General features: G+C 68.5%; 23 protein-coding genes. 9 read left to right on the forward strand and 14 right to left on the reverse strand.

What is annotated here, in order from left to right; genetic code table 11:
- Nucleotides 1-75 precede the first annotated feature (75 nt).
- Nucleotides 76-969, reverse strand: coding sequence for a LysR family transcriptional regulator (locus A2G96_RS27540; protein ID WP_062803333.1), 894 nt, complete (start codon nucleotides 967-969; stop codon nucleotides 76-78).
- A 154-nt stretch (nucleotides 970-1,123) separates the two neighbouring features.
- On the reverse strand, nucleotides 1,124-4,702 hold the full coding sequence (locus A2G96_RS27545) for an indolepyruvate ferredoxin oxidoreductase family protein (protein WP_062803334.1): 3,579 nt from the start codon (nucleotides 4,700-4,702) through the stop codon (nucleotides 1,124-1,126).
- Nucleotides 4,703-4,833: 131 nt separating this feature from the next.
- Here A2G96_RS27545 and A2G96_RS27550 point away from each other — a divergent pair, with 131 nt between their 5' ends.
- Entirely contained in the window at nucleotides 4,834-5,769 is a 936-nt protein-coding gene (locus A2G96_RS27550; RefSeq protein ID WP_018007449.1) for a LysR substrate-binding domain-containing protein, read from the forward strand.
- 45 nt (nucleotides 5,770-5,814) lie between these two features.
- Here the strand turns inward: A2G96_RS27550 and A2G96_RS27555 are convergent, their stop codons facing one another.
- On the reverse strand, nucleotides 5,815-6,801 hold the full coding sequence (locus tag A2G96_RS27555) for a Bug family tripartite tricarboxylate transporter substrate binding protein (protein ID WP_062803335.1): 987 nt from the start codon (nucleotides 6,799-6,801) through the stop codon (nucleotides 5,815-5,817).
- A 116-nt stretch (nucleotides 6,802-6,917) separates the two neighbouring features.
- A complete protein-coding gene (locus tag A2G96_RS27560) occupies nucleotides 6,918-7,829 on the reverse strand; it encodes a LysR family transcriptional regulator (RefSeq protein WP_012355693.1) in 912 nt (303 codons plus the stop codon).
- A 183-nt stretch (nucleotides 7,830-8,012) separates the two neighbouring features.
- Between A2G96_RS27560 and A2G96_RS27565 the strand changes: the two genes are divergently transcribed.
- Nucleotides 8,013-9,989, forward strand: a complete 1,977-nt coding sequence (locus A2G96_RS27565; protein ID WP_231909670.1) for an aconitase family protein — start codon at nucleotides 8,013-8,015, stop codon at nucleotides 9,987-9,989.
- A gap of 33 nt (nucleotides 9,990-10,022) precedes the next feature.
- Here A2G96_RS27565 and A2G96_RS27570 read toward each other — a convergent pair whose 3' ends face one another.
- Nucleotides 10,023-11,069, reverse strand: coding sequence for a LysR family transcriptional regulator (locus A2G96_RS27570; protein ID WP_062804165.1), 1,047 nt, complete (start codon nucleotides 11,067-11,069; stop codon nucleotides 10,023-10,025).
- 100 nt (nucleotides 11,070-11,169) lie between these two features.
- Complete coding sequence (locus tag A2G96_RS33590; protein WP_150124272.1) at nucleotides 11,170-11,415, reverse strand: hypothetical protein; 246 nt, start codon at nucleotides 11,413-11,415, stop codon at nucleotides 11,170-11,172.
- Between A2G96_RS33590 and A2G96_RS27575 the strand changes: the two genes are divergently transcribed.
- From A2G96_RS27575 to A2G96_RS27585, 3 genes are all read left to right on the forward strand, one after another.
- A complete protein-coding gene (locus A2G96_RS27575; protein WP_062803337.1) occupies nucleotides 11,414-12,442 on the forward strand; it encodes a GlxA family transcriptional regulator in 1,029 nt (342 codons plus the stop codon). The two genes, A2G96_RS33590 and A2G96_RS27575, sit on opposite strands and share 2 nt — an antisense overlap.
- 143 nt (nucleotides 12,443-12,585) lie before the next feature.
- Entirely contained in the window at nucleotides 12,586-13,344 is a 759-nt protein-coding gene (locus tag A2G96_RS27580; RefSeq protein ID WP_062803338.1) for an SDR family oxidoreductase, read from the forward strand.
- A gap of 15 nt (nucleotides 13,345-13,359) precedes the next feature.
- Nucleotides 13,360-13,860: an Ohr family peroxiredoxin gene (locus tag A2G96_RS27585; RefSeq protein WP_062803339.1), complete on the forward strand. Its 501-nt coding sequence runs from the start codon at nucleotides 13,360-13,362 to the stop codon at nucleotides 13,858-13,860.
- 31 nt (nucleotides 13,861-13,891) lie between these two features.
- On the opposite strand, the gene A2G96_RS27590 is transcribed toward A2G96_RS27585, so the two are convergent.
- The 6 genes from A2G96_RS27590 to A2G96_RS27615 form a co-directional block, all read right to left on the reverse strand.
- Nucleotides 13,892-14,632 carry a GntR family transcriptional regulator gene (locus A2G96_RS27590; RefSeq protein WP_062803340.1) on the reverse strand — a complete coding sequence of 247 codons (741 nt, stop codon included), beginning with the start codon at nucleotides 14,630-14,632 and terminating at the stop codon, nucleotides 13,892-13,894.
- Between the two features lie 115 nt (nucleotides 14,633-14,747).
- Nucleotides 14,748-15,767 (reverse strand): Bug family tripartite tricarboxylate transporter substrate binding protein, encoded by a 1,020-nt coding sequence (locus tag A2G96_RS27595; RefSeq protein WP_082819118.1) that lies wholly within the window; start codon nucleotides 15,765-15,767, stop codon nucleotides 14,748-14,750.
- A gap of 57 nt (nucleotides 15,768-15,824) precedes the next feature.
- The gene (locus A2G96_RS27600) at nucleotides 15,825-16,847 is read right to left on the reverse strand and encodes an Ldh family oxidoreductase (RefSeq protein WP_062803342.1); all 1,023 of its coding nucleotides are present in this window, start codon (nucleotides 16,845-16,847) and stop codon (nucleotides 15,825-15,827) included.
- Nucleotides 16,844-17,779, reverse strand: coding sequence for a hydroxyacid dehydrogenase (locus tag A2G96_RS27605; protein WP_062803343.1), 936 nt, complete (start codon nucleotides 17,777-17,779; stop codon nucleotides 16,844-16,846). The genes A2G96_RS27600 and A2G96_RS27605 overlap by 4 nt, the downstream gene beginning before the upstream one ends.
- Nucleotides 17,779-18,954 carry a UxaA family hydrolase gene (locus tag A2G96_RS27610; RefSeq protein WP_062803344.1) on the reverse strand — a complete coding sequence of 392 codons (1,176 nt, stop codon included), beginning with the start codon at nucleotides 18,952-18,954 and terminating at the stop codon, nucleotides 17,779-17,781. Before A2G96_RS27610 ends, A2G96_RS27605 begins: the two co-directional genes overlap by 1 nt.
- 70 nt (nucleotides 18,955-19,024) lie before the next feature.
- Nucleotides 19,025-19,306 (reverse strand): UxaA family hydrolase, encoded by a 282-nt coding sequence (locus tag A2G96_RS27615; RefSeq protein ID WP_062803345.1) that lies wholly within the window; start codon nucleotides 19,304-19,306, stop codon nucleotides 19,025-19,027.
- A gap of 279 nt (nucleotides 19,307-19,585) precedes the next feature.
- On the opposite strand from A2G96_RS27615, the gene A2G96_RS27620 reads away from it, so the two are divergent.
- Entirely contained in the window at nucleotides 19,586-20,554 is a 969-nt protein-coding gene (locus A2G96_RS27620) for a tripartite tricarboxylate transporter substrate binding protein (protein ID WP_062803346.1), read from the forward strand.
- On the opposite strand, the gene A2G96_RS27625 is transcribed toward A2G96_RS27620, so the two are convergent.
- Entirely contained in the window at nucleotides 20,526-21,518 is a 993-nt protein-coding gene (locus A2G96_RS27625) for a LysR family transcriptional regulator (protein ID WP_062803347.1), read from the reverse strand. The two genes, A2G96_RS27620 and A2G96_RS27625, sit on opposite strands and share 29 nt — an antisense overlap.
- A 90-nt stretch (nucleotides 21,519-21,608) precedes the next feature.
- Here A2G96_RS27625 and A2G96_RS27630 point away from each other — a divergent pair, with 90 nt between their 5' ends.
- The 3 genes from A2G96_RS27630 to A2G96_RS27640 are packed head-to-tail and all read left to right on the forward strand — an operon-like array spanning nucleotide 21,609 to nucleotide 24,840.
- Nucleotides 21,609-22,832: a CaiB/BaiF CoA transferase family protein gene (locus A2G96_RS27630; RefSeq protein WP_062803348.1), complete on the forward strand. Its 1,224-nt coding sequence runs from the start codon at nucleotides 21,609-21,611 to the stop codon at nucleotides 22,830-22,832.
- Entirely contained in the window at nucleotides 22,829-23,839 is a 1,011-nt protein-coding gene (locus tag A2G96_RS27635) for an NADPH:quinone oxidoreductase family protein (protein ID WP_062803349.1), read from the forward strand. Before A2G96_RS27630 ends, A2G96_RS27635 begins: the two co-directional genes overlap by 4 nt.
- A complete protein-coding gene (locus A2G96_RS27640) occupies nucleotides 23,836-24,840 on the forward strand; it encodes a tripartite tricarboxylate transporter substrate binding protein (RefSeq protein ID WP_082819119.1) in 1,005 nt (334 codons plus the stop codon). The genes A2G96_RS27635 and A2G96_RS27640 overlap by 4 nt, the downstream gene beginning before the upstream one ends.
- Before the next feature lie 57 nt (nucleotides 24,841-24,897).
- Here A2G96_RS27640 and A2G96_RS27645 read toward each other — a convergent pair whose 3' ends face one another.
- Nucleotides 24,898-25,959, reverse strand: coding sequence for a VWA domain-containing protein (locus A2G96_RS27645; protein WP_062803350.1), 1,062 nt, complete (start codon nucleotides 25,957-25,959; stop codon nucleotides 24,898-24,900).
- Nucleotides 25,960-26,010: the final 51 nt, after the last annotated feature.

Here is a 26,010-nt window from a genome sequence, read left to right on the forward strand (position 1 = left end):
AGGATCGGGATCCAGTATGGGATTGGGGTTCCAGCCGAGCTACGGAGCCGGCCTCATAGCAGCTATGTCATGGCTTCACGTGTCCAGCGCCCTGGCAACCTGGAGCGCACATGACAGCAGCGCGGCGGCCAGCGGCAAGGGTTGGCGCTCGGGATGCGCCACCGCCACCATGCGCCGTTTCAACAGCGGCGTACGGATCTTCACCTTGCACAGGCCATACTCGGCCAGCAGCTTGTCAGGCAGCCGGCTCGGCAGGATGCAGGACCCTACTCCGGCGGAAACCAGCTTGAGCATGGCATCCACCGTTTCCGCCTCCGCGACATAGGACCCCTTCAGGCCGGCGCTATCGAGCATGCGTCGCAATGCATAGCCATGCGGGAAGGTAACCAGGCGCAAGTTGCGCCCGGCCAGGTCGACGCCGGCATCGTCCGCTGCCGGGGCCATGGTGCCTTGCTCCACCAGGCACATCGTATCGTCGAAGAGTGGATAAACCGCCAGCGAGGCCGTGTCCACCGCGGTATCGTAGGCCACGCCCAGATCCGCCTTGCCGCTTTCCACCAGCGCAACCACCTCCGGCGAGCTGCGCCCCATCATCGACAGGTTGACGCCGGGATGCGCACTGACGAAACTCGCCACCACATCGCCGATGAAGTAGTAGCTGACGGTGTGGACCAGGGCCAGCCTGACCGTCCCTTCGGTACTGCCATGCGCGTCCCGGATCATGTCCACGGCGTGATCGATGGCGCGATAGGGCCCTTCGATCGCTTCCTGCAGCTTTTGCCCGGCCTCCGTCAGGGCAACGCCGCGCCCCGTTCGCGTAAACAACGCCTTGCCAAGGTGGGCTTCGAGCGCGGCCAGTTGCTTGCTGACACCGGACTGCGTCTGGTTCAGGTCATCCGCAGCCTTCGACAGCGACTTCAGCGAGGCAATACGCAAAAAGCTGCGCAGCAGGCGGTCTGGCGTTTCCATGTCGGGGGCAGGTAGTTTTGCTGCCATTCTGCATGGGGCGTAGGCCTGGCCGCAACCACGCCGCGGCGCCGGTGCGGCGCCCATGCAGGATTTCCTGCCCCTTGGGCTAACTTGACCTCACGTCGCGCCGGCGACCACCGCCGGCGCGACCGCGTCAAGCCGCATCCCGCCGCGCCGCTCCCCGATATTGCGCCAGCAGCGCCTCGCGCCGCACCGCCGCCGCGGCCATGCTGGCCTCCTTCACGTGACCGTAGCCACGGATATCGTCCGGCAGCGCGGCCAGCGCCAGCGCGGTGTCGACGTTGTCCGCGCTCAGTGAACCCGCGAACTCTTCGACCATGGCCAGGTAGTCGCTGACCAGCGCGCGCTCGGCGCGGCGCTCGGCGGTCTTGCCGAACACATCCAGCGCGGTGCCGCGCAGGCCCTTCAGGCGCGCCAGCAGGCGGAATGCCGTCATGGTGCGCGGACCGAAGCGACGCTTGAGCAGATGGCCCTTGGCGTCGGTCCTGGCCAGCAGCGGCGGCGCCAGCCAGAAATTGAGCTGGTAGTCGCGGCCGGGCTCGCCTTCGAACTGCGCGCGCAGCTTGTCGAGGAAGGCGGGGTCGGTGTACAGGCGCGCCACCTCGTACTCGTCCTTGTACGCCATCAGCTTGGCCAGGTTGCGGGCCACGGCCTCGGTCAGCGGCAGCTTGCGATCGATGCCCAGTTGCTGCTCCGCGGCGCGGATGCGCGCGACAGCGTCGCGATAGCGCGCGGCATAGGCGGCGTTCTGGTAATCGGTCAGCATCGCCTCGCGCTTGCGGATCAGCGCGTCGAGCGTCTGCGGCATCGCCACGACCTGCGCGCTGGCGGCGGCCGGCGCAACCGGTGCCCCAGGTAGCAGCGCCCTGACCGCGGCCTCGCCGTGGTGGGCGAGATAACGGCCCCATTCGAAGGCGAGACGGTTCTTGTCGACCGAGACCCCGTTGAGTTCGATCGCGCGCACCAGGCTGGCGTGCTGCAGCGGGATCCAGCCCTTCTGCCAGGCATAGCCCAGCAGCAGCGGGTTGGAATAGATCGCGTCGGCGAGCAGGGTCACCGCCCAGGCGCTGGCGTCGAAGAAGGCGCAGGCCTCGCCCACGCTGGCGCGCAGGTCCTGCTCGGCGCTGGCGCCGGGGAACTTCCACTTCGGGTTCTTGATGAACTCCGCGGTGGGGGTGTTGGCGCTGTTGACCACGGCGGCGGTCAGGCCGTGCCGGACCTTGGACAGCACTTCGGCGGAGGCCGAGACGATGGCGTCGCCGCCGATCACCAGGCGCGCCTCGCCGGTGGCGATGCGGGTCGCGTGCAGGTGATCCGGAGCGGACGCGATCTGCACGTGGCTGATCACCGCCCCGCCCTTCTGCGCCAGGCCGGCCATGTCGAGCACGGTCACGCCCTTGCGCTCCAGGTGCGACGCCATGCCCAGCAGCCCGCCGATGGTGACCACGCCGGTGCCGCCGACGCCCGTGACCAGCACGCCGTACGGCCGCTCCAAAGCCGGCAGCAGCGGCTGCGGCAGCGCCGCGAAATCGGCGCCGCTGCCCTTGCCGGCCGCCGCCGCGGGCTTGCGCACCTGCGCGCCCTCGGCGGTGACAAAGCTGGGGCAGAAGCCGTTGACGCAGGAGAAGTCCTTGTTGCACGACGACTGGTTGATGCGGCGCTTGGTGCCGAGCTCGGTCTCGAGCGGCTCCACCGACAGGCAGTTGGACTTGGCCGAGCAATCGCCGCAGCCTTCGCACACCGCGTCGTTGATAAAGGCGCGTTTGGCCGGATCCGGATAGGTGCCGCGCTTGCGGCGGCGGCGCTTCTCGGTGGCGCAGGTCTGGTCGTAGATCAGGATGGTGACGCCTTCGGTGTCGCGCAGCTCCAGCTGCACGGCATCGAGCTGGTCGCGATGGAGCACCGCCACGCCGGACGGCAGCATCGCGCCATCGCCGTACTTGGCGGGCTCGTCGGTGACCACCACCAGCTTCTTCGCGCCCTCGGCCAGCACCTGGTGCGCGATCTGCGGTACCGTCAGCACGCCGTCGATCGGCTGACCGCCGGTCATCGCCACGGCATCGTTGAACAGGATCTTGTAGGTGATATTGGCCCTGGCCGCGATCGACGCGCGGATCGCCAGCAGCCCCGAGTGGAAGTACGTGCCGTCGCCCAGGTTGGCGAACACGTGCTTGTCGTCGGTGAAGTGCATCTGCCCGGTCCACGCCACGCCCTCGCCGCCCATCTGGCTGAAGGTCTCGGTATTGCGGTCCATCCACAAGGTCATGTAGTGGCAGCCGATGCCGGCCAGCGCGCGCGAGCCTTCCGGCACGCGCGTCGAGGTATTGTGCGGGCAGCCCGAGCAGAACCACGGCTTGCGCTCCACCGCGATGCGCGGCTGCGCCGCTTCGCGCTCCTTGGCCTCGATCAGCGCCACGCGCGCGGCGATGCGCGTGGGCACCTCGGCCGGCAGGTCGAAGCGTTCCAGCCGGCGTGCGATGGCCTTGGCGATCAGCGCCGGCGACAGCTCGTAATGCGCCGGCAGCAGCCAGTCGCCGCGCGGCACCGACCACTCGCCGCCGTCGTTGCCGCGCTGGTCGAACTTGCCGAAGACCTTGGGTCGCACATCCTCGCGCCAGTTGTACAGCTCTTCCTTCAGCGCGTATTCGAGGATCTGGCGCTTCTCTTCGACCACCAGGATTTCTTCCAGGCCGGTGGCGAATTCGCGCGCGCCGTGCGCCTCCAGCGGCCACACGCAGCCCACCTTGTAGACGCGGATGCCGATGCGCGCGCAGGTGTCGTCATCCAGGCCCAGGTCCACCAGCGCCTGGCGCACGTCCAGGTAGGCCTTGCCGGCGGTCATGATGCCGAAGCGCGCGTTGGGCGAATCCAGCACCACGCGGTTCAGGCGGTTGGCACGCACGTAGGCCAGCGCCGCATACCACTTGTGGTCGAGCAGCCGCGCTTCCTGTTCCAGCGGCGAATCGGGCCAGCGGATATTGAGGCCGCCCGCCGGCATGGCAAAGTCCTGCGGCAGCGCGACCTGCACGCGGCTGGGGTCGATCTCGACCGAGGCGGTCGACTCGACCACGTCGGTGACGCACTTCATCGCCACCCACAGGCCCGAATAGCGGCTCATGGCCCAGCCGTGCAGGCCGTAGTCCAGGTATTCCTGCACGTTGGCGGGGTACAGCACCGGGATGCCGGCCGCCTGCAGCACATGCTCGGACTGGTGCGCCACGGTTGAGGACTTGGCGGCATGGTCGTCGCCGGCCAGCAGCAGCACGCCGCCGTGCTTCGACGAACCCGCCGAGTTGGCATGCTTGAGCACGTCGATGGAGCGGTCGACGCCGGGCCCCTTGCCATACCACATCGAAAACACGCCATCGCGCCTGGCGCCGGGGAACAGGTTGACCTGCTGGCTGCCCCACACCGCGGTGGCGGCCAGGTCTTCGTTGACGCCCGGCTGGAACACCACGTCGCTGGCCGCGAGATGCTGCTTGGCCTTCCACAGCGCCTGGTCGACGCCCCCCAGCGGCGAGCCGCGGTAGCCCGAGATAAAGCCCGCGGTATTGAGCCCGGCGGCGCGGTCGCGCGCCTTCTGCAGCATCGGCAGGCGCACCAGCGCCTGCACGCCGCTCAGGTAGACGCGGCCCTGGTCCAGGGTGTACTTGTCGTCCAGGCTGGCGCTGGCCAGGGCTTCCAGCAAGGCGGGATTGAGCGGGGCATTCACGATGTGGGTCTCCGGTGCTTTGTTCTGGGTGCTTTTTTTGCTGTCCGGAGCAGTGTAGGAATGGCCGCGTTCATCGTAAAATCATCAATTCCAACACCTGATATCTGCAAAACGGATACCTCGGAGACACCATGTTCAAGGCGCGCGAAGGGTCGGAAAGGCTGGCCAAGGAAGTCACGCTGCGGCAGTTCCGCTATTTCGTCGCGGCGGCGGAAACCGGGCAGTTCTCGATGGCGGCGACCGCCGAGCACGTGTCGCAGTCGGCGGTGACCAATGCCGTGCTGGCGCTGGAGCAGCGCCTGGGCGTGCGCCTGTTCGAGCGGCGGCCGCACGGGGTGACACTGACGGCCGAAGGCCATCTGTTCTTCCAGCATGCGCGCCAGATCCTGGACTCGGTCGAAGACGCGCTGCGCGAGCCGCGCTTCCAGGTGCACGGGCTGCAGGGCAGCGTGCGGCTGGCGGCGTCATATACGGTATTGGGATACTTCCTGCCAGGATTGCTGGCGCGCTTCCGCACCAACTATCCGGATATCGAACTGGACCTGCTCGACATGGACCGCCCCGACATCGAGCGCGCCGTGCTGGCGGGCGAGATCGAGTTCGGCATCGCGCTGCTGTCCAACCTGGAGAAACCCCAGCGCTTCCAGCGCCATACGCTGATGCGGTCGCGGCGCCAGCTATGGACCTCGGCCAGCCATCCGCTGCTGGAGGTGGAGCGGCCTTCGCTGCGCGATATCGCGGCGTATCCGTACCTGCTCATCACCGTCGACGAGGCCGAGGACTCGACCCTGCGCTACTGGCGCAGCCACCGGCTCGCGCCCAATATCGCCTTCCGCACCGGCTCGATGGAAGCGCTGCGCGGGCTGGTGGCGCATGGCTTCGGCGTCACCGTGCTGTCCGACATGGTGTATCGGCCCTGGTCGCTGGAAGGCAAGCAGATCGAAGCCCGGCCGATTGCCAATGCGGTACCCGACATGGAGGTCGGCATGCTGTGGCAGCCTGGCCGCAAGCTGGGCAAACCCGCCGATGCGCTGCGCGAATTCCTGATCCACGCTTGCGGCAGCTGAAGCGCGCAAGCGTGTGGCGGGCCGGCTTGCCCCGGCCCGGAGCCCTTAGTTCAGCGTGGCGCCAGCCTGCTTTACGATGCGCGCATGCTTGTCCAGCTCGCTCCTGAAGAACGGCACCGCCGCGTCGGCGCCGGTGCCCGTCACCACCAGCCCTTGCGCCGACAGTTGCTCTTGCACCTCGCGTTCGCGCAGCGTGGCCTGGATCTTCGCCTGCAGGTCCTGCACACCAGGCTTCGGCATGCCCGCGGGACCGACGATCGCCAGCCACGCGTCGAAGCTGTAGCGCGGCACGCCCGATTCCGCCAGCGTTGGCACCTCCGGCAGCGCCGGCACCCGCTGCGCGGTGGACACGGCGATCGCCCGCAGCTTGCCCGCCTTGATCAGCGGCAGCACCGCCGGCACGGTCAGGAAGCCCATCTGCACCTGGCCGCCGACCAGGTCGGTGGTGTAGTTGCCGGCCCCTTTGTACGGCACGTGGCGGATGTCCACCCTGGCCTCGCTGGCCAGCAGCTGGCCGGCCAGGTGCAGCACCGTGCCGTTGCCCGACGAGCCGTAGTTCAGTTCGCCCGGCTTCGACTTCAGCAGCGCGAGCAGTTCCCTGGTGTTGTGCGCGCTCACCGCGGGATTGACCACCAGCACCAGCGGCAGCGTGCCGATCACGGTGATCGGCGTGATGTCCTGCAGCGCGTCATACGGCAGGCTCTTGTAGATAAACGGGTTGATGACGTGGTTCGACGAGATCAGGCCCAGCGTCGAACCGTCTTTCGGCGCGCGCACGATCTGCTGGGTGCCCGGCACGCCGCCGGCGCCGGCGATATTCTCGACCACCACCGACTGGCCCAGCTGCTTGCCCAGCGGCTGGCTCAGCGCGCGGGCCACGGCATCGGCCTGTGAGCCGGGCTGGGTCGGCACGATCAGCCTGAGCGGCTTGCCGTCCTGCGCATGGGCTGGAACGGCCTGGCCGCCAAGCATTGCCAGCGTGGTCAGGGCCGCAAGCGCCTTGCACGCCTGTCGAAACAGCGAGGTCTGCATGGTTTGTCTCCGTGGGTCGAATCGACCGTCAATCGCACCGTGGACGGTGGCTTTGGCACGGAGTGTAGGGTTGCGACGCCGCGGTGGCCGAGTGCTAATCCGCTGCACCGGGTATCTCAGCCCGGCATAGCGTCGGTTCCCGCCTTTGGCTGCAGCGCCTCGATCATCGCGGCAATCGCCCGCAGCCGCGGCTGCTTGTATGGTGCATAGATGCGCAGCTGGCGCTGGCGCCACGGTTCATCCAGCGGCACGCGCACAAAGCGCCGCGTTCCGGCATAGGCCGCTCCGGCACTGGCCGGCAGCACCGCGATGCCCAGCCCCGCCTCCACCATGCGGCAGGCGGCCTCGAAACTGGAGACCGCCACGCCCTGGTTGAACGGCAGCCGCAGGTTGGCCGCCTGCTCGCGCAGGTCCTGGTCGAGCGCGCCGCCCGGCTGCACCACCACCAGCGGATGTTCCAGCACCTCGGCATAGCGCATGCGCTTGCGCCGGGCCAGCGCATGCGACGACGGCACCACCACATTGAGCGGATCGCTGCCAAAGGCCCACGATTCCAGCCCGCCCGGCGTCTTGGCCGCGACGCCGATGCCGACGTCGGCGCGGTCATCCAGGCAGGCACGTAGTGTTTCCGCAGTCGAGCGCTCATACAGCGCGATCTCGACCAGCGGATGCGCCGCCTTGAACGCATGCAGGCGCTCCGGCAAGAAACCGATGATCGCCGACGGGCTGGCCGACACCCGCACCACGCCGGCGACCCGGTCACCCAGATCCTGCACCTCGCGCGCAAAGCTGGCGATGTCCTCGTTCAGCTTGCGGCCCAGTTCCAGCGCGCGGGCGCCGGCATCGGTCAGCACCACGCCGGCGGGCGAGCGCACGAACAGCACCACCCCCAGGCTGCGCTCCAGCTCCGCGATGCGCCGGCTCAGCGCCGATTGCGCGATATGCTCGGTTTCGGCCGCGCGCTTGATCGAGCCCTCGCGGGCCGCGGCCAGGAACAGCTGGATATTGACGGGATCGATTCGGTGCATGGGTCAGTGCGCCCGCGTGGGCAGGCCGGAATGTCGCCCGATACTAACCTTGCGGCGGGCGTCGCGCATGATCTACGGGTTTACCCGGATATGCCTGGCGCAGATAGCCGCGATGCCGCATCAGCGCTTCGTTCGCGCGCGCAGGGCCGGTAGAGTTGCGCCGAAATGCCTTCGGAGACCTGCATGAGCGCCATCGCGGCCACGGCCCGCATCCTGTTCCTTGCCGACTCGGCGTCGGCCATGACGGCACAGCTGCAGGGGCAGCCGATGACGCTGGCCACCGCCGGCGCGTTGCGCGACGACGTTTCGACGGACGAAATCACGCCGGTGCCGATCCTGACGCACTATGACGACGCGCTCGGCCGCTTTCCCTATACCGGCTACAAGGTCGAAGGCGTGTGCCCGGTCCATGCCGGCGCGATCCGCGACGGCGGCTTTGCCGTGACCGTTGCCGGCAACCGCTACGGCAAGGGTTCGTCGCGCGAGCATAGTCCGGCGGCGGAGAAGCTGGCCGGCATCCGCCTCGTCATCGCCCGCAGCTTTGAGCGCATCTATCGCCAGAATGCCGACAACATCGGCCTGTTCACCTCGACCGACTTCAGCCTGCTCGCCCGGCTGGAGCAAGGCGAGCCCATCGACGCGGACACGCTGGTGGCCGGACGCGACGCCCTCGCCGCCGCCATCCTGCGGCATGGCGGGCTGCTCAGGTTCGGCCAGGCGTACCTGAGCGACGTGGAACCCGCGCCGTCCGGACTCCCCACCGGCCCGCAGACCCTGTTCGAAAAAATCGTGCAGCGGCATCTGCTGGCCACGCCGGTGACGCCGGAGCGCGCGGTCGCGGGCGACGGCATTTTCGTGCGGGCCGACTGGCGCTTTATCCACGAGTACTACACCGGCATGTGCGCCCACATGCTGCACGCGGCGTTCGGCAAGCCGCTGCAGCTCAGGGATGCGGACCGCATCGTGGTGTTCGAGGACCACACCTCGTATGTCGGCGAAAGCCCGGCCCACGTGCGCGGCGGCCTGGTCGACAACGTCGCCCGCATGTGCGCGGCGCAACGCGACTTCGTGCGCGACTACCAGCTGCGGTGCCATCGCACGCTGACCGAGGACGAGTCCCGCGGGGCCGCGGTCGCCCGGGCGGCCGGCATCTCGCACGCCATGATGGCCGAGCGCTATGCCCTGCCCGGGCAAGTCGTGGTCGGCACCGATTCCCACACCCCGCACAGCGGCGCGCTGGGCTGCGTGGCGTTCGGCGTCGGCACCACCGACATGGCCAATGCCTTCGTGACCGGCGCGGTGCGCATGACCCTGCCGCAATGCATCCGGGTGCGCCTGGATGGCGCGCTGGCGCCGGGCGTCACCGCCAAGGACGTGGTGCTGCATCTTCTGGCCCGGGCCGACATCAAGGCCGGCGCGGGCGTCGGCAAGGTGTTCGAGTTCACCGGCCCGGTGGTCGGCGCGATGTCGATCGACGAGCGCGCCACGCTGACCAATATGTGCGCCGAGCTGGGCGGCTTCACCGGCATCGTCGCGCCCGATGCGCAGACCGTGCGCTTCCTGAAGGAACGGCGCGGCATCGATTTCGAGATCGAGCCCTGGATGCGCAGCGACGACGGCGCCGCGTTCGCCGCCACGCTCGACATCGACTGCGGCACGCTCGAACCCATGGTGGCCCGCCCCGGCGATCCGGGCAACGGCATGCCGCTCGCCGCGCTGACGCAGCGGGTGCCGGTGGACATTGCCTACGGCGGCTCCTGCACGGCGGGCAAGCGCGAAGACTTCGACCGATACCACGAGGTGCTGCACTGGGCCGTGCAGCGCGGCTTGCGCCTGGCGCCGCAGGTCACGCTCTACCTGCAGTTCGGCACCACCGACGTGCGCGATTATTGCATTCGCCGGGGCTACCTGGAGACGTTCCAGGCGATTGGCGCGCGCATCCTTCAACCGTCCTGCGGCGCCTGCGCCAACTGCGGACCGGGATCGTCGGAGCGGCCCGAGCAGGTGACGGTCAGCTCGATCAACCGCAACTTCCCCGGGCGCTCCGGCCCGGGACAGGTCTGGCTGGCCAGCCCGCCAACGGTGGCCGCCAGTGCGATCTGCGGGGAGCTGGTGTCGTTCGAGGATTTGCAGCGGCGCCATGCCGCAGGCGCGGCGTAGGCAGACTTCGTCCTGGCGGCACGGCTGGCGGCGCTAGCCAGCCGGCCCCGCATTCGCATAGTCCATGCCGAAGTCCGCCAGGCAGTGCAGGTTCTGCGCCCGGATTGCATCCGTCATGAAGTCGACGAACACGCGGATGCGCGACGGCAGGTGCTGCCGGCTCAGGTAGCAGAGATAGTGGCCGCGATCGTCCGGCGCATGCCGGCCCAGCGCGGTGACCAGCGCGCCGCGGGCGATCAGGTCGCACACCTGGTAGCCCGCCATCTGCGCCAGACCCATGCCGTCCAGCACTGCCGCCAGCACCAGGTCGGGGTCGTTGAAGGTCAGCCTTGCGGTGGGCAGGACCTTGCGCAGGTGCCCGTCGACCTTGAACTCCCATTCCAGCACGCGCGCGCCGCCGACCCGGGTATGGATGCATTCATGCCTGGCAAGATCGTCCAGTGCCAGCGGCAAGCCGTGCCGCGCGGCATACGCCGGCGACGCGCACACCGCCATCTGCATCGGGATCAGTTGCCTGGCGATGATGCTGGAATCCTCGATTCGCCCGTTGCGGAATGCCACATCGATCTTGTCCGCAGTGAAATCCGGCGGGCGGTCGTCCAGCAGCAGGTCGAGCGAGATCTCCGGATAGGCGGCCGAGAACCGCGTCAGCAGCGGCGCCACCACCTTGCGCCCAAAGCCGGTTGCCGCGCTGATGCGCAGCAGGCCCCTCGGCGGGCCCTGGCGCAGCGCCAGCATATCGTTCATGGCTGCGACGATCTGCGCCACGCCCTGGTGGCAGTTCTCGAAGAAGCGCTCGCCCTCGCTGGTCATCCGGGTGGAGCGCGTGGTGCGCAGGAACAGCCGCGTGCTCAGTTGCGCTTCCAGCTTCTGCACATTGCGGCTGACCGCGGAGCGGCCGATGCCCAGCCGCTCGCCCGCCCTGGAGAAACTGCCTTCGGTGGCGACCGCCATGAAGGCAATGATGCCGGCGTAGCTGGCGGCGAAGCTGGCGGAAAGGCCGTCCGCGCGGTCGGGTGCGCCGCGGCGGAAGTCCTGCCGGGCCTGCTGTTCCCGTTGCAGCGGGCCGGCGGGCTCCATGTCGGCGCCGGCGCGGTTGGCGGGGAATGCCGGACGAAGCTCGGGGACGACGATGTCCATGTCCATGCCTTTCGGCGCAATGCCAGAATTCAGCGCCACATTAGGTGGGGCATAACCATGCCGGGATCTTAATGACACGTAGCGGGCCGGGTAAATGCCAGATGCCCCTCGATTTCTGCCAGCCGCCCGCCGCGACACCCGACAATGCAGACATGGCGCGGCGCCGGACCTTCACCGCAGCCGCTTCGTGAAGCAGGCGTCGCACGCCGCGCGACAGCGGCCATCGCGCCTTGCCGCGCAGCGCGCGCCTGGCATAACATCGACCGACTTTCGCGATCCCTGCCATGGCCCCTTCCGCATCCGCGCCCGCCGCACACGACTCTGCCCTGCCGTTCGACCACCACCCGCGCGGCCTGCTGTTCGTCGCCTTTCCCGGCATGAGCGTGTTGGACCTCACGGGCCCGCAGACCGCGTTCTGGGCGGCGTCGCGCTACGCGCGCGAACGCGGCCTGGCCGGCTACCAGATACATCTGGCCAGCGAGCATGGCGGCCTGACCGCCTCGGCCGAAGGCACGTCCATGGATACCCAGCCGCTTGCGGCCATCGACCTGCGGCGTATCGACACCATTGTCCTGCCCGGCGCACCCGGGATGCTCACCCTGCTGGACTGCGCCACCTCCCTGGTCGCCTGGTTGAAGCAAGCCGCCGCCCAGGTGCCCCGCGTCGCCTCGGTCTGCAGCGGCGCCTTCCTGCTGGCGCAGGCGGGCCTGCTCGACGGCAAGCGCGCGGCCACGCACTGGGCCATGCACGACGCGTTCCGCGCGCGCTTTCCCGCGGTCACGCTGGACCAGGATGCCATCTTCGTGCGCCAGGACCGGATCTGGACCTCGGCCGGCGTGACCACCGGCATCGACATGGCGCTGGCGCTTGTCGAAGACGACTACGGCCACGACATCTCGCTGAGCGCGGCGCGGGAACTGGCGGTGTTCATCAAGCGACCCGGCGGCCAGCCCCAGCTCAGCGAAATGCTGCTGACGCAGAGCCGGCAGGTGCCATTGTTCGAGGCCCTCCATCTCTGGATCGTCGAGAACCTGTCGCGGGAAATCCTGTCGGTGGAGCAACTTGCCGAGCAGGCCGGCATGAGCCCGCGCAACTTTGCGCGGGTGTACAAGCAGCAGACCGGCCGCACGCCCGCCAAGGGGGTAGAGCATTTCAGGCTGGAAGCCGCACGGCGGCTGCTGCAGGACCCGCACCGGCCGGTCGACCAGATCGCCAGGCAGTGCGGCTTCGGCAGCGAAGAACGGATGCGACTGACATTCCAGCGCCACCTTGGCATCTCGCCGAGCGCGTACCGCGCCGGGGTTACCGGCTGAAAGCCTCCATCCAGCAGCCTGGCAATTGGTGCCGGACGGGAAACAGCATGCATCCGTCCGCGGCGCTACCGCGCCGAACCTCGTTCACCTAGCATGGGACATGGGTCGACGGCCCATCCCTTCCAACCGAACCGAGGTGCGTGATGAAGATCGTTGTGATTGGCGGTACCGGACTGATCGGCAGCAAGGTCGTGGCCCGGCTTGCCGCGCAGGGCCATGAAGTGGTGGCGGCATCGCCACAGACGGGCGTGAATGCGCTGACCGGAGAAGGCCTCGGGCAGGCGCTTGCCGGCGCGAAGGTGGTCGTGGACGTGGCCAATTCCCCGTCGTTCGCCGACGATGCCGTGCTGCATTTCTTCGAGACCTCGGGCCGCAACCTGGCGGCGGCGGAGAAAGCCGCAGGGGTCAGGCACCATGTGGCGCTGTCGGTGGTCGGCACCGACAAGCTTGCCCAAAGCGGCTACTTCCGCGGCAAGATCGCGCAGGAAGCGCTGATCCGCAATGCCGGCATCCCCTACACCATCGTCCGTTCCACGCAGTTCCTCGAATTTCTCGGCGGCATCGCCGAATCCGGCGCCGACGGCGACGCGATCCGCCTGTCGTCCGCATCGATCCAGCCGATCGCTTCCGACGACGTGGCCGAGGCCGTGGCCGACCAGGCCCTTGCCGATCCCGCCAACGGCATCGTCGATATCGCCGGGCCGCAGCGCTTTGCGCTGAGCGAGCTGGTGCAACGCTATCTCGAAGCCACCGATGATCCGCGCAAGGTGGTCGTCGACGCCGGGGCGCGATATTTCGGCGCCGAGCTGGACGATGGCACGCTGGTCCCCGAGGGCCCCGCGCGACTGGGCAAGACCAGCTTCGAGGCATGGCTGCGACAGCGCCAGCAAGCGCACGCCTGATCCCAGGGCTGGCCCATGGCGAACCGGAAGCTGCAGGCCCCGCCGTTGACCCTGCTCGACAAATATCGCGGGCCCCGCTTCGATCCGCTCTACACCACCTCCGTCACCGTCACGGGCGGCGAAACCGGACACGGGCGCGCCTCAGGCGTGGCCCGCTCCGATGACGGCAACCTCATCATCGACCTGCGGCTGCCGGCCGCGCTGGGAGGTCCGGGCAACGGCACCAACCCGGAACAGCTGTTCGCCGCGGGCTATGCCGCGTGCTTCCACGGCGCCCTGCACCTGCTGGCCCGGCGCGCCGGCCTCCACATCGACAACATCGCCGTGGAAGTCGAAGTCGCCTTCGGCCGCGACCCGGTGGACGGCGCCTATGCGCTGTCCGCGGACGTCCGCGTCAGGATGCCGGGCGTGGCCCGGGCGCTGGCCGAAGAACTGGTGCGCAATACCGAGCGCTTCTGCCCCTATGTGAAGATGGCCCGGCAAGGCATTGCCAGCGTCGTGGTGGTGGTGGACTGAGCCCGGCCGCCACTACTTTCGGCAGCCCCTTTCACGGCTGCGACAGCGCAAACTCATAATCCGAAGTATCCAGCCTGGAAACGCGGTACTCGATGCGCTCGTTCTGGTAGGACGATGCCACGCGCAAAATCTTCAGCATCGCGGTGCCGATGGGGACGCCCAGCAGTTCATGGTCTTCCTCGTCGGCCAGCGCGGCGCGCAGGCGCTCTTCGGTGCGGATGATGTTGATGCCGAAGACGTCCTGGTAGAAGTTGTAGAGCGTGTTCGGCCGCTCGCGCAGCAGCTTCTCGGTCAGCGTCCTGAAGCGTTCCGCCGGGACCGTGATGGCGTCGATCATGACCGGGCGCCCTTCCAGCGACAACACGTTGGTGAAGCGGAACACGGCTTCGCCCAGCGGCAGCCCCAGCGCCGCGGCCTCTTCCTTGTCGGCCTTGGCGCGGCGGAACTTTGCCAGCTTTACCGTGGGGAACTCGCGGTAGCCGTCCTGGCGCACGATGCGGAAGAAGCGGAAGAAATGGTCTTCCTGCCGGTGCGTCGCGACGAAGGTGCCCCGCCCCTGGTGGCGGATCATGATGTTCTCGGCCACCAGTTCGTCGATGGCCTTGCGCAGCGTGCCGATGGAGACGCCGAAGCGCTCGATCAGCTTGCGCTCAGACGGAATCGCCTCGCCCGGTTTCCACTCGCCCTCGGCCAGGGCGGCCAGGATGGCGTGCTTGACGTCCTTGTACAGCACGCCGCCTATGGCTGCGCCGGCATCGAATCTGGAACCCACGTTAGTGTCCTTTGCAACGCCGCCTGCGGGGCGGCCGGCCGATCCATGACTGACTCATATAGATAAGACGAATCATACTAAAGCCGGCCGCGGCGGCATGACGCGGCGCTATCCGCTATTCGACGCGGATGTGCTTCTCTTCGATCAGCCGGGCCCAGCGCGTCACCTCGCCGCTGAAGTAGTCGGCAAACGCTGGCCCGCCGGCAGCAGGGCTGAAGCCCGCGCTGACGATGCGCCCGCGCACCGACTCGGTGGCCAGCATGCGCGCGACCGAGGCGGCCACCTTGTCGACGATCGGCCGGGGCGTGCCGGCCGGCATCATCAGGCCGGTCCAGTTCTCGACGATCAGCTCCGGATAGCCGGCCTCGGCCACGGTGGGCACGTCGGGCAGCAGCGGGTGGCGCTCACGCGTGGTCACGGCCAGCGCGCGCAGCTTGCCGCCTTTCACATAGGCGAGCGACTCGGGGAAGTTGGAGAACACCACGTCGATCTGGCCGCCGATCAGGTCGGTCATCGACGGCGCGCCGCCCTTGTACGGCACATGGGTGAAGCTGGTGCGGGTCTGGCTTTCGAACAGCGCCAGCGTCAGGTGCGGCGGCGTGCCATTGCCGCTCGAGCCGGCGTTCAGCTTGGATTTCTGCGCCGCCGCGGCCAGGTCCTTCATCGATTTGATCGGCGAGCTGGCCGGCACCACCACCATCATCGGCGACGAGGCGATGCGCGCCACCGGCACCAGGTCTTTCTGCATGCTGAACGGCAGCTTGGGGAACAAGGTCACGTTGGACGCGTGCGTCAGCGTCACCGCCAGCCAGGTATAGCCGTCGGGTGGTGCCTTGGCGACCTGCTCGGCGCCGATATTGGCATTGCCGCCTGGCCGGTTGTCCACCACGATAGGCTTCTTCCACTCTTCGGAGAGCTGGTGGCCGACCATGCGCGCCATGATGTCGGTCAGGCCGCCGGCCGCGAATGGCACCACGTACCGTATCGGCTTGCCCGGAAAGTCCGCGGCGGCATCGCTGCCGCCCTGCGCCGCGGCAGGCCGGGGCGCCAGCGCAGCGAGGGCCGATACAACTGACAAGGCAAGCAGCACGCGGTTCAGGTGCCTGCGCGCGCCGCACATCAAGCGTCGATCCATGGTTTGTCTCCGGTAGTTATGGCCGGCCCATCTGAGCGTGGGTCCGTTGTGAGGAAATCAATGCGGGGCGCCGGCCTCCTCGCCCGCAAGCGATTGCAGTTCGCGCCAGAGCGCGTCGGGCACGTCAATGCCATGCGCGGCCGCCCGCGCCTGCGAGGTTTCGCGGCGGGCGCCCGGCACGCGCGTGCCTTCGTCGTCCAGCATCGCCTCCAGTAGCGCTTCGACGCGCTCGGCGTAGACCTGCGAGCCGGCGAAGGCGCCAGGGTCAAGCACGAAGAACAGCTGGCCGATGCGCGGACGGTTGCCGGCATCGCTGAAGAAGGAATCGGCCTCGGCGCCGAACTGCGCGCCGGCCAGCGACGTCACCAGCAGCTCCACCAGCAACGCCAGCATCGCGCCCTTGACGCCGCCCGCCGGCAGCATCGAGCCGCGCAGCGCGGCCTGGGCGTCGGTGGTCGGCTGGCCGGCCTCATCCAGCGCCCATCCGAGCGGAATCGGCTTGCCCTGCTTCGCCGCCACCATGATCTTGCCGCGCGCGACTTCCGACAGCGACAGGTCGATCACCGCCGGCGCGCAGCCCTGCCGCGGGAATACCGCCGCAATCGGGTTGGTGCCGAACAGCGGCCGCTTGCCGCCCCACGCCGGCATCGCCGCGGGCGAATTGCCCATGGCGATGCCGACCATGCCGGCGCGCGCCACCGCTTCCAGCGGCAGCGCCGCGGCGCCGAAGTGATGGCTGTTGGTGACCGCGGCCACGCCGACGCCGGTTGCGCGCGCGCGTGCCATGGCTTCGGCGATGGCCAGCTCGCACGCCGCGAAGGCAAAGCCGCAGCGCGCGTCGACCAGCACCGCGCTGGCACGCGTGCCCTGTACCGCCGGCTCGGCATTGCCGTCGACCCGGTCATGGCGCAGGTGCGCCACGTACATCGGCACGCGCGAGACCCCGTGCGACGGCAGTCCCGCGGCATCGGCCCGCACCAGCGCCGCCGCCGTCGCCCGCGCCTGCAGCGCGCTGGCCCCGGCCCGGCGCAGGCACGCGGCGGCCACGCGCTCCAGTTCCTGCAACGCAATCCGGCTCATGGCATCTGCTCCAGCGATTGCCGCACCTCGCGCGCGATCATCATCGATACGCGCGCATTGGCTTCGCGCGTCACGCCACCGACATGCGGTGTCAGGATCAGGTTGGGCACGCCGCGCAGCACGCTGCCCGCTGGCAGCGGCTCGCTGTCGAACACGTCCAGCGCGGCGCCGGCCAGGTGCCCGGCCCGCAGCGCATCGGCAAGCGCTGCCTCGTCGACCACGCCACCGCGCGCGGTATTGATCAGCACCGCGCCGGACTTCATCGCCGCCAGGCGGCCGACATCGATCAGGTTGCGCGTGGCCGCCACCAGCGGCACATGAAGGCTGACCGCGTCCGCCTGCGCCAGCAGCGCGTCGAGCGGCACGCAGGCCACCCCGGTAGCGGTCCAGACCGGATCGTCGGCCGGCAGCATCGGATCGCTGGCAATGACCTCCATGCCGAAGGCGCGCGCCAGCGCCGCGGTCTGCCGGCCGATGTCGCCAAAGCCGATCAGGCCCAGCGTCTTGCCCAGCGCCTCCCGGCCCTCCGACAGCCGTGCCCGCGGCCACTGGCCGTCCGCCACCTCAGCGTTGGACAGGTAGGCGCCGCGCAGCAGCACGGCGGCCGTGGTCACCACGTACTCCGCCACCGAGCGCGCATTGGCCCCGGCCGCGGGAATCACGCGGATGCCGCGTTCGCGGCAGGCGGCGACATCGATATTGTCCAGCCCCACGCCGAGCCGTCCCACCACCCGCAAGGCCGGCGCGCTCGCCAGCAGCGCCGCGTCCACCTGGGTGCGGTTGCGCACCACCAGCGCGTGCGCCCCGCCCAGGACCTCGAGCAGCTCGCCACGCCTGTCCACCCAGCCCGGCTCGTAGCGCAGGTCGAAGCCGGCGCTCAGCGCCTGCACCGCGGCCGGGTCCATGAACTCGCTGATGCAGATGCGCTTCATCATGCCGACTCGTGGATGCGGGTCAGCACGAACTCGCGATGGCCGAGCGCCTCGGCCGCGGTCCAGCGGCCGTTGATGGTGGCCAGCATGCACTCCAGCAGCTTGTCGCCGGTCTGGTCCAGCGTCTGCTCGCGCTGCAGCAGGCCCGAGCAATCGACGTCCATGTGCTCGCTCATCAGGCGCACGGTGCGGGGATTGGCGCACAGCTTGATCACCGGCACGATCGGGTTGCCGATCACGTTGCCCTGCCCGGTCGGGAAGAAATGGACCACATAGCCGGCCGCCGCGCACAGCGTGACCATCTCGGCCGCGGCCGAAGACGAGTCCATGAACCACAGCCCCGGATGCGTCGGCGCCTCGGCCTTGTCGAGCACGCCATCGACGGTGCACTTCTTGCCGATCTTCTGGATATTGCCCAGCGCCTTTTCTTCGATGGTGGTCAGGCCGCCGGCGATATTGCCCTTGGTCGGCTGCGACTCGGACAGGTCGGAGGTCTTCCAGCGGTCGATCATGCCCTGGTAGCGCTCGAACATCGCCATGAACTGATGGCGCACGTCGTCGTTGGCACAGCGCGCCGCGACGATATGCTCGCCGCCGGTCAGCTCGGAGGTCTCGCCGAACACCAGCGTGGTGCCCAGCGGATGCAGCTTGTCGAAGGCGTTGCCGACGGTCGGGTTGGCGCCGCAGCCCGAGGTGGTGTCCGATTCGCCGCACTTGGTCGACACCCACAGCTCGTTGATCGGGCACTCCACGCGGTGCAGCGCGGTGGCGTACTGCACGAACTCGCGCGCGGCCTTCGAGGCGCGCATGATGGTGTCGTGGTCGCCGTGCCCTTCGATGCCGAAGCCGACCACCGGCTTGCCGGTCTGGGCGATGCCATCGACCACTTTCTTGGTCCAGCCTTCCTCGATGCCGATCACTACCACCGCGGCGACGTTGGGGTTGCTGCCCGCGCCGATCAGCGTGCGGAAATGCAGGTCCAGGTCCGGCCCGAACTGCAGGCGGCCGTACGGATGGGGAATCGCCATGGTGCCCTTGATCGCGGCGGCGACGGCCTCGGCGGCGGCGTTGGACAGGTCGTCCAGCGGCAGGATGATGACGTGGTTGCGCACGCCGACGCGGCCGTTGTCACGGCGGTAGCCCCAGAAGGTGGTGTTTTGGTCGATCACGGACATGACGTGGATCCTTGGATAAGCGATGGAAGCGGAATGAAGGCGGATGGAACGCAGGCGCGGCGCGCCCGGCTTACCAGCGCTTGGTCTTGATGTTGTGGACGTGGGCGTGCTGGCCGGCCTTGATCGGCGCCACCACCTTGCCGATGTCGATGCCGTACTTGTAGACCGTGTCGTTCACTTCCATGTCGCGCAGCGCCACCTTGTGGCCGATGGGAATCGGCTGCAGCGCGGTCACCGTCACGATCTTGTCTTCGTCCATGATCCAGGCATTGAGCTGGGTGCCGGGCTGGATCCCTTCCACCACGGCTACCGCGACGGTGTCCTTGGCGTCATGAAGCACTACGTGAATCATCGTTGTCTCCTCTGTGTGGGTCGTGCGTGAAAGTCATGGTAGGTGGTGGATTCATCCATGTCAACCAACTCATATATATGAATTTCAACTGACGATACCGGTTCCGGCGCATATGGAAAAGGGGTGGCGGGGGAGCGCATCAGGCACATATGACCGCGGCAGTAGGGCCGATGAGTGACAATATCGGCCCTGCACGTCAGGGAGCGGGACGGTCCAAGCCGGAAGACGTGCCGCGGCCTGACGGTGTGTTTAACCTCGAAACGGAGACCTGACTTGACGATGAAAAACCGATTTGCCGTGGGCCTGCTGGCATCGGCAGCATTTCTTGCAGCCTCGACCGCCAACGCGCAAGACCCCTGGCCCGCAAAGACCATCCGCTTCGTCGTGCCTTTCGCCGCGGGCGGCGCCAATGACTTGATGGCGCGCGCGGCCGCCGAGGGCGCCGGCAAGGCGCTGGGCCAGACCGTGCTGGTCGAGAACCGGCCCGGCGCGGGCGGCACCGTGGGCGCCGACGTGGTGGCCCGCAGCGCGCCGGACGGCTACACCTTCCTGATCAGCGCCGCCGGCGTCATCTCCAACAGCATGATCAAGAAGTCGATGCCGTTCCGGGACGACGCGCTGGTGCCGGTGGTGATGATCGGGTTGGCACCATCGGTGATCGTGGTGCCGAAGAACGCGCCCTACAAGGACCTGCGCGACTTCGTCGAGGCCTCGAAGAAAGGCAGCGGCTTCAATTTCGCCACCGCCGGCACCGGCAGCACTCCGCACTTCGTCGCGGAACTCCTCAACGTGAAGTACGGCGCAAGGCTGCAGCCGGTGCCCTACAAGAGCGGGTCGGAAAGCACCACGGCCGTGCTGGGCGGCCAGGTGGAAGGCACCTCCGAGGCCAGCATCATCGCGTTGCCGCATATCGTGCATGACGGCAAGTTCAAGCCGCTGGCCACCACGTGGACGCAGCGGATCTCGGCCTACCCGCAACTTTCCACCGCGGTGGAGCAAGGCTTCGCCGACCTGCAGATTGCGCACTGGGCCGGCGTCCATGCGCCCAAGGGCACGCCCGACGCCATCCTCGACAAGGTCGCCGCGGCGGTCGACAAGGCCATGAAAGACCCCGCCGCCGCTGCCAAGCTGAAGCAGGTGGGCATCGAGCCGATCGGCGGCACGCGCGCGGACTTCATCAAGTTCGTCGACGCGGAACGCCGGCGCCTGGGCGAGATCGTCAGGGCGGCGAAGATGCAGGAGAAGTAGGCGGGGTTGCTGCCTTGCCATGGCTAGGCGGGGGCACTTTGCGGCGGCCCCAGTTCTCAGCCTGCCGCTCCAGGTGCTGGCGAATGAAGTCCATCAGCGTGCGCGTGGCCAGGGTCGGAAAACGGTTGGGCGCGGTCAGCATGTAGACGCTGTCGCCCACGCCTTCGGCTTCGCATTCGGCCAGCACCTCGCGCATCTGCCCCGATTGCAGTTGGCGCCAGACCGCATAGCGCGGCAGCAGGGCCACGCCCAGCCCGCCCATGACCGATTCGAACAGGAACGGATAGTCGCCTGACTGGATCCGGGGAGACACCCGCAAGGTCATCGGCGTGCCGGCCAGCCATACCTTCAACGTGAAGCGGCGCCCCAGCGATGCCGGCGCAATCATGTCGCATCGTTCGAGGTCGGCCACCGTGCGTACCGGCCCGTGGCGGTCCAGAAACGATGCCGATGCGCACAGGCACCAGCCCACCTCGCAGATGCGCCGCGCCACATGGTCGTCGGGCGGCTGCGAGGTGATCTTCAGCGCCACGTCGACCTCGGCCGGGATCAGGTCGCCAATGTTGTCGTTGATCACCACGCGCAGCGAAATCTGCGGATAGCTGCGTGCAAATTCCAGCAGCAGCGGCGTCAGATAGAGGTGGCCCAGTCCGGTAGGCAGGCGGATCCGCACATCGCCGCGCACCACCTTGCCAAGGCTGTCGATGGCGGTATTGGCGGACTGCAGCTCATCCAGCACGCGCAAGCCATGCGCATACAGCAGCCGTCCCGCTTCGGTCAGTTCGACATGGCGCGTGGTGCGGCGCATCAGCTGCGCGCCCAGATGCTGCTCCAGCAGCTTAAGGCGGCGCGACACGTTCGAGCGCGTCATGCCGCTGCGCTGCGCCGCCGCCGTCAGCGTACGCGACTCGACCATGGTGACGAAGAGCCGCACCAGGTTGAGATCGAAATCATTGTCAATCATCAGTCAACACCATTGGCACAAATCGAGGGATTGTTTCGGCGGGAGGCCAACCCTAGCATAAAGCTCGTGTTTATCCCTGCCGACGAGCTCATGCCCCCACCCTCCACTAGCAGCCCGGACCACACCGACCTGCCCTTTGCTGGCCTGCGCGTGCTGGACATCAGCCAGGGCATTGCAGGTCCGTATTGCGCTCACATCCTGTGGCAGCAAGGCGCTGAAGTCATCAAGATCGAGCCGCCGGCGGGCGACTGGGGCCGCAAGGTCGGTGTCGTGCGCGGCGATACCAGTGCGCTGACGCTGGCCTATAACGGCGGAAAGCGCAGCGCCTGCATCGATGCCACCACCGACACCGGCAAGGCAGTGCTGCTGGACCTGGCGCTGCAGGCCGACGTGGTGGTGCAGAACTTTCGCCCGCAGGTGGCCGAAAGGCTGGGCGTGGGCTATGCCACGCTGGCCGAGCAACGTCCCGCGCTGGTCTATGTGTCGATCAGCGGCTATGGCCCGGACGGTCCGTATGCCGACTATCCGGCGTCGGACTCTGTCATGCAGGCGGACTCCGGACTGATGTTCGCCAACCGGAACGCCGATGGCAGCGCGCGCCGCATCGGCATGCTGCTGGCCGATGCCGCCACCGGACTTTATGCCGCGCAGGCGTGCGCCGCGGCACTGTGCCGACGCTTTCGCAGCGGGCGCGGCGGCCATGTCGAGCTGAACCTGTTCGAGGCCTGCTGCGCGCTGCAGGCCAACAACCTGCTCGAGCATGCCATCGGCGGCCCGTCCGCCGCGGGGCCAGTGAGTGCGCCCAACGGAGTCTATGCCACCCGCGACGGCAGTCTGACGCTGCTGGCGCTGAACGACGCGCAGTTTGGCAAGCTGTGCCGGGCGCTGGACCATGCCGACTGGCTCGAAGACCCGCGCTTCGCCGACAACGCCGCGCGCATGGTCCACGCCGCGCTGCTCAACCAGCTGGTCGCGCGCCGTATTGCCACGCGCACCACCGCGCAATGGCAGGACACCCTCAGCCGGCATGACGTGCTGCACGCCCCGGTACGCACCTATGACGACGTGCTCGCGCATCCGCAGGCGGCGCATCGGCAAACCTTCCAGGCCATCGCGCAGCCCGGGCTGGCGCCGCTGCCCTTTGCCGGCATCCCGGCGCGCGGCTTGCGCCGGGATGCCGGCCCGGCGCCGGCCAACGGCGAACATACCGTAGAGATCCTGCGCGAGGCGGGATTCAGCCAGCTGGCCATCGACGACTGGCTGCGCCAGGGCGTGGCGCTGCAGGCCCCAGCGGCCAGGGCAGGTGTCCAATGAAGGCGCTCGTGTGCGAACAATTTGGCAGTGTGCACGACGTCGCCGTGCAATCCATTCCCGAGCCGTCGCTGGCTGACCCGCATGCGGTCACGATCGCGGTCGAGTATGCCAGCGTAAGCCACGCTACCGGCCTGATGATTGCCGGGCAGTACCAAAGGCGCCCGCCGCTGCCTTTCGTGCCGGGGACTGAGGCTGTCGGCCGCGTGGTCGCCTGCGGGGATGCCGTCACTCGGCTGCGCCCGGGAGACCGCGTGGTGGCGATCGCGGACTGGGGCTGCTTTGCCGAACGGGTCACGGTGCCCGAATACACGGTCTATCGCGTGCCGGACGCGCTGCCCTCGTCGGTCGCGCTGCCGATTCCGATTTCGTACGGCACGGCCTATTGCGGGTTGGTGTGGCGCTGCGCGCTGCGCCCCGGCGATACCGTCCTGGTGCTGGGCGCCGGCGCGGGCGTGGGTCTGGCCGCGGTGGAGATTGCGCGCGAACTCGGTGCCACCGTGATCGCCTGCGCCAGCACCGAGGCCAAGCGTGCCGACGCGCTGCGGCGCGGCGCCACGCACGCGGTGGCGCCAGCGGACCTGGCAAGCGCGGTCAAGGGCCGGACCGGCGGGCGCGGTGCCGACGTGGTGGTGGACCCCGTCGGTGGCGAGCTGTTCCAGCAGGCGCTGCGCGCAGCGGCGGCCAACGCCCGCATCCTCAGCATCGGCTTTGCCAGTGGCACCATCCCGCAGGCACCGGTGAACCTGCTGCTGGTCAAGAACCTGACGCTGCACGGCTTCTTCTTTGGCCGCTATATCGGCTGGACGCCCGCCAACGAGCGCGCACAGCACGCCGCGGCGCTGCAGGACGTCATGGCAACGCTGCTCGAGTGGGCCGCGCAGGGCAAGCTGGCGCCGACCGTGTCCGCGACGTATCCGATCACCGGCCTGGGCGACGCCTTGGCCGCACTGGAATCCCGCCAGGTGGTGGGCAAGGTAGCGATAAAAATCAAGGAGACAGAGACGTGAACACCCGATATCCGAAAACACATACGATATGGACGCGGCTGCGCGCGGCGCTGGTGCTGTCGGCCGCGAGCGCGCTGCTGCCCGCTGCTGCCGGCGCGGAGGAATTTCCGCAACACCCTCTGCGCATGGTGCTGCCCTACCCGGCCGGCGGGCCCACCGACCTGCTGGCGCGCGTGGTGGCGGTCAAGATGGGCGAAAGCCTGGGCCAGGGCGTGGTAGTCGACAATAAGCCCGGCGCCAGCGGCATGATCGGCGCCGAAGCCGTGGCGCGCGCGGCCCCGGACGGCTACACCATCCTCGCCAATGCCTCGCTGCATGTGATCAATCCCAGCATCCAGCCGAAGATGCGCTATGACGCGTTCAAGGACTTCGTGCCGGTCACGCAGCTGGCCGACGTACCGCTGGTGCTGGTGGTCAACAACGCCTCGCCGGTGAAGACCGTGCAGGACCTGATTGCCTATGCCAGGCGCGAGGGCGGCGCGCTCAACTTCGGCTCGGCGGGCAATGCCTCGGCGCAGCACCTCGCCGGCGAATCGTTCAAGCTGGCGGCCAGGGTGCCGATGCAGCATGTTCCATACAAGGGCAGCGCCCCGGCACTGACGGACCTGATGGGCGGCCAGATCCAGCTGATGTTCGACTCCATGCCGTCGGCCATGCCCTTCATCAAGTCCGGCAAACTGCGCGCCGTGGCTGTCACCACGCCGCGCCGTGCGAGCGCGCTTCCGGACATTCCGACCGTCGCCGAATCCGGCCTGCCTGGCTTCGACATCAGTACCTGGTATGGGCTGTGGGCACCGCGCGGGACCCCGCCGGCAGTGGTTGAAAAGCTCGCCTCGCACGCGGCTGCGGCGCTGAAACGGCCTGATGTACGGCAGCAATATGCCGACATGGGCGCGGAGCCGGTCGGCTCTTCACCGGCCGACTTTGCGCGCTACAACGCTGCCGAAGGCCGGAAATGGGCCGAGATCGTGCGCCGCTCGGGGGCGAAGGCAGACCAATAGGGGACGGCCTTCGCCCTCGTCGCGGTGCTTGATGCCGCCATCGTCCACCGCCGCCCCTCACCGCCTGAACCACAACATCGACAACCCGCACGCCAGCGCCAGCAACACCACCGCCCCCGCGGCGAACAAGGCACCCAGCTCGGTTTCCCTGCGCTCCAGCGCAAAGCGCGCGCTGAGCTGGCGGTAGACCTGGGTCAGGTCGGTCGCCGTGCCCGCGTGGAAGTATTCGCCGCCGGTAATGTTGGCGACCGCACGCAGCGTCGGCTCGTCGAGCTGCATGAAGTACGCAAGGCTGGACTCCGGCGCGGCCGTGACCTGCTGCGAACCGAAGCCCACGGTGTAGACGCGCACGCCACGCTGTGCCGCCATGCGCGCGGCGTCGAGCGGGTCCGGGCCGGTGGTGCGCCGCCCGTCGCTGAGCAGGATCACCGCGCCGTGGCGGTATGAGCCGGGCTGCGCCGCCTGCTGGTTCTGTTCGCGCCGGCGCGCGGCGTCGGCCGCGGCGGATTCGTCGAGCGAGGTGCCGCGCCCGGCGCGGTCGGAGCGGCTGCCGAACAGGATCACTTCGAGGTCGATGCCGTCTTCGGGAAACAGCACCGCCAGCGCCTGGAACAGGCCGCTGCCGGTGGCGGTGCCGCGCTGCAGCTGGAAGCGCTCGATCGCGTCGAGCATGTCTTGCCGGTTGTCGGTGGGCGGCAGCACCACCGCGGCAGTGCCGGCGAACGAGACGATGCCCAGCCGCACGCTGGCCGGCAGCCCCACCACGAGGTCGCGCGCGGCCTGCTGGGCGGCGCTGATGCGGTTGGGCGGCACGTCGGCGGCCTCCATGCTGCGCGAGGTATCCATCGCCAGCACCAGGGTCACGGTGTCGGCCGGCAGCGTGATGGTGGCGCTGGGCCGCGCGCACGCCAGCAATGCCGCGGTCAGCGCGAAGAAGAACAGCAACGGTGGAATGTGGCGCCGCAGGCGTTGGCGCGGGCCGAGCGCGGCGCGCGGCAATGCAAGGCTTGCATACAGCACGGCGGCCTTCTTGCGCCGCGCGAGCAGGTACAGGTAAGCGGCTGCCAGCACCGGAAGCGCCAGCAGCAACCAGAGCATCTGCGGCCAGAGAAACTGCATGCCCTGCTCCTTGGCGCGTGGGTAAGAGGATGGTACTGTATTTTTTAAGGC

This window comes from Cupriavidus nantongensis, assembly GCF_001598055.1.
GTDB lineage: Bacteria > Pseudomonadota > Gammaproteobacteria > Burkholderiales > Burkholderiaceae > Cupriavidus > Cupriavidus nantongensis.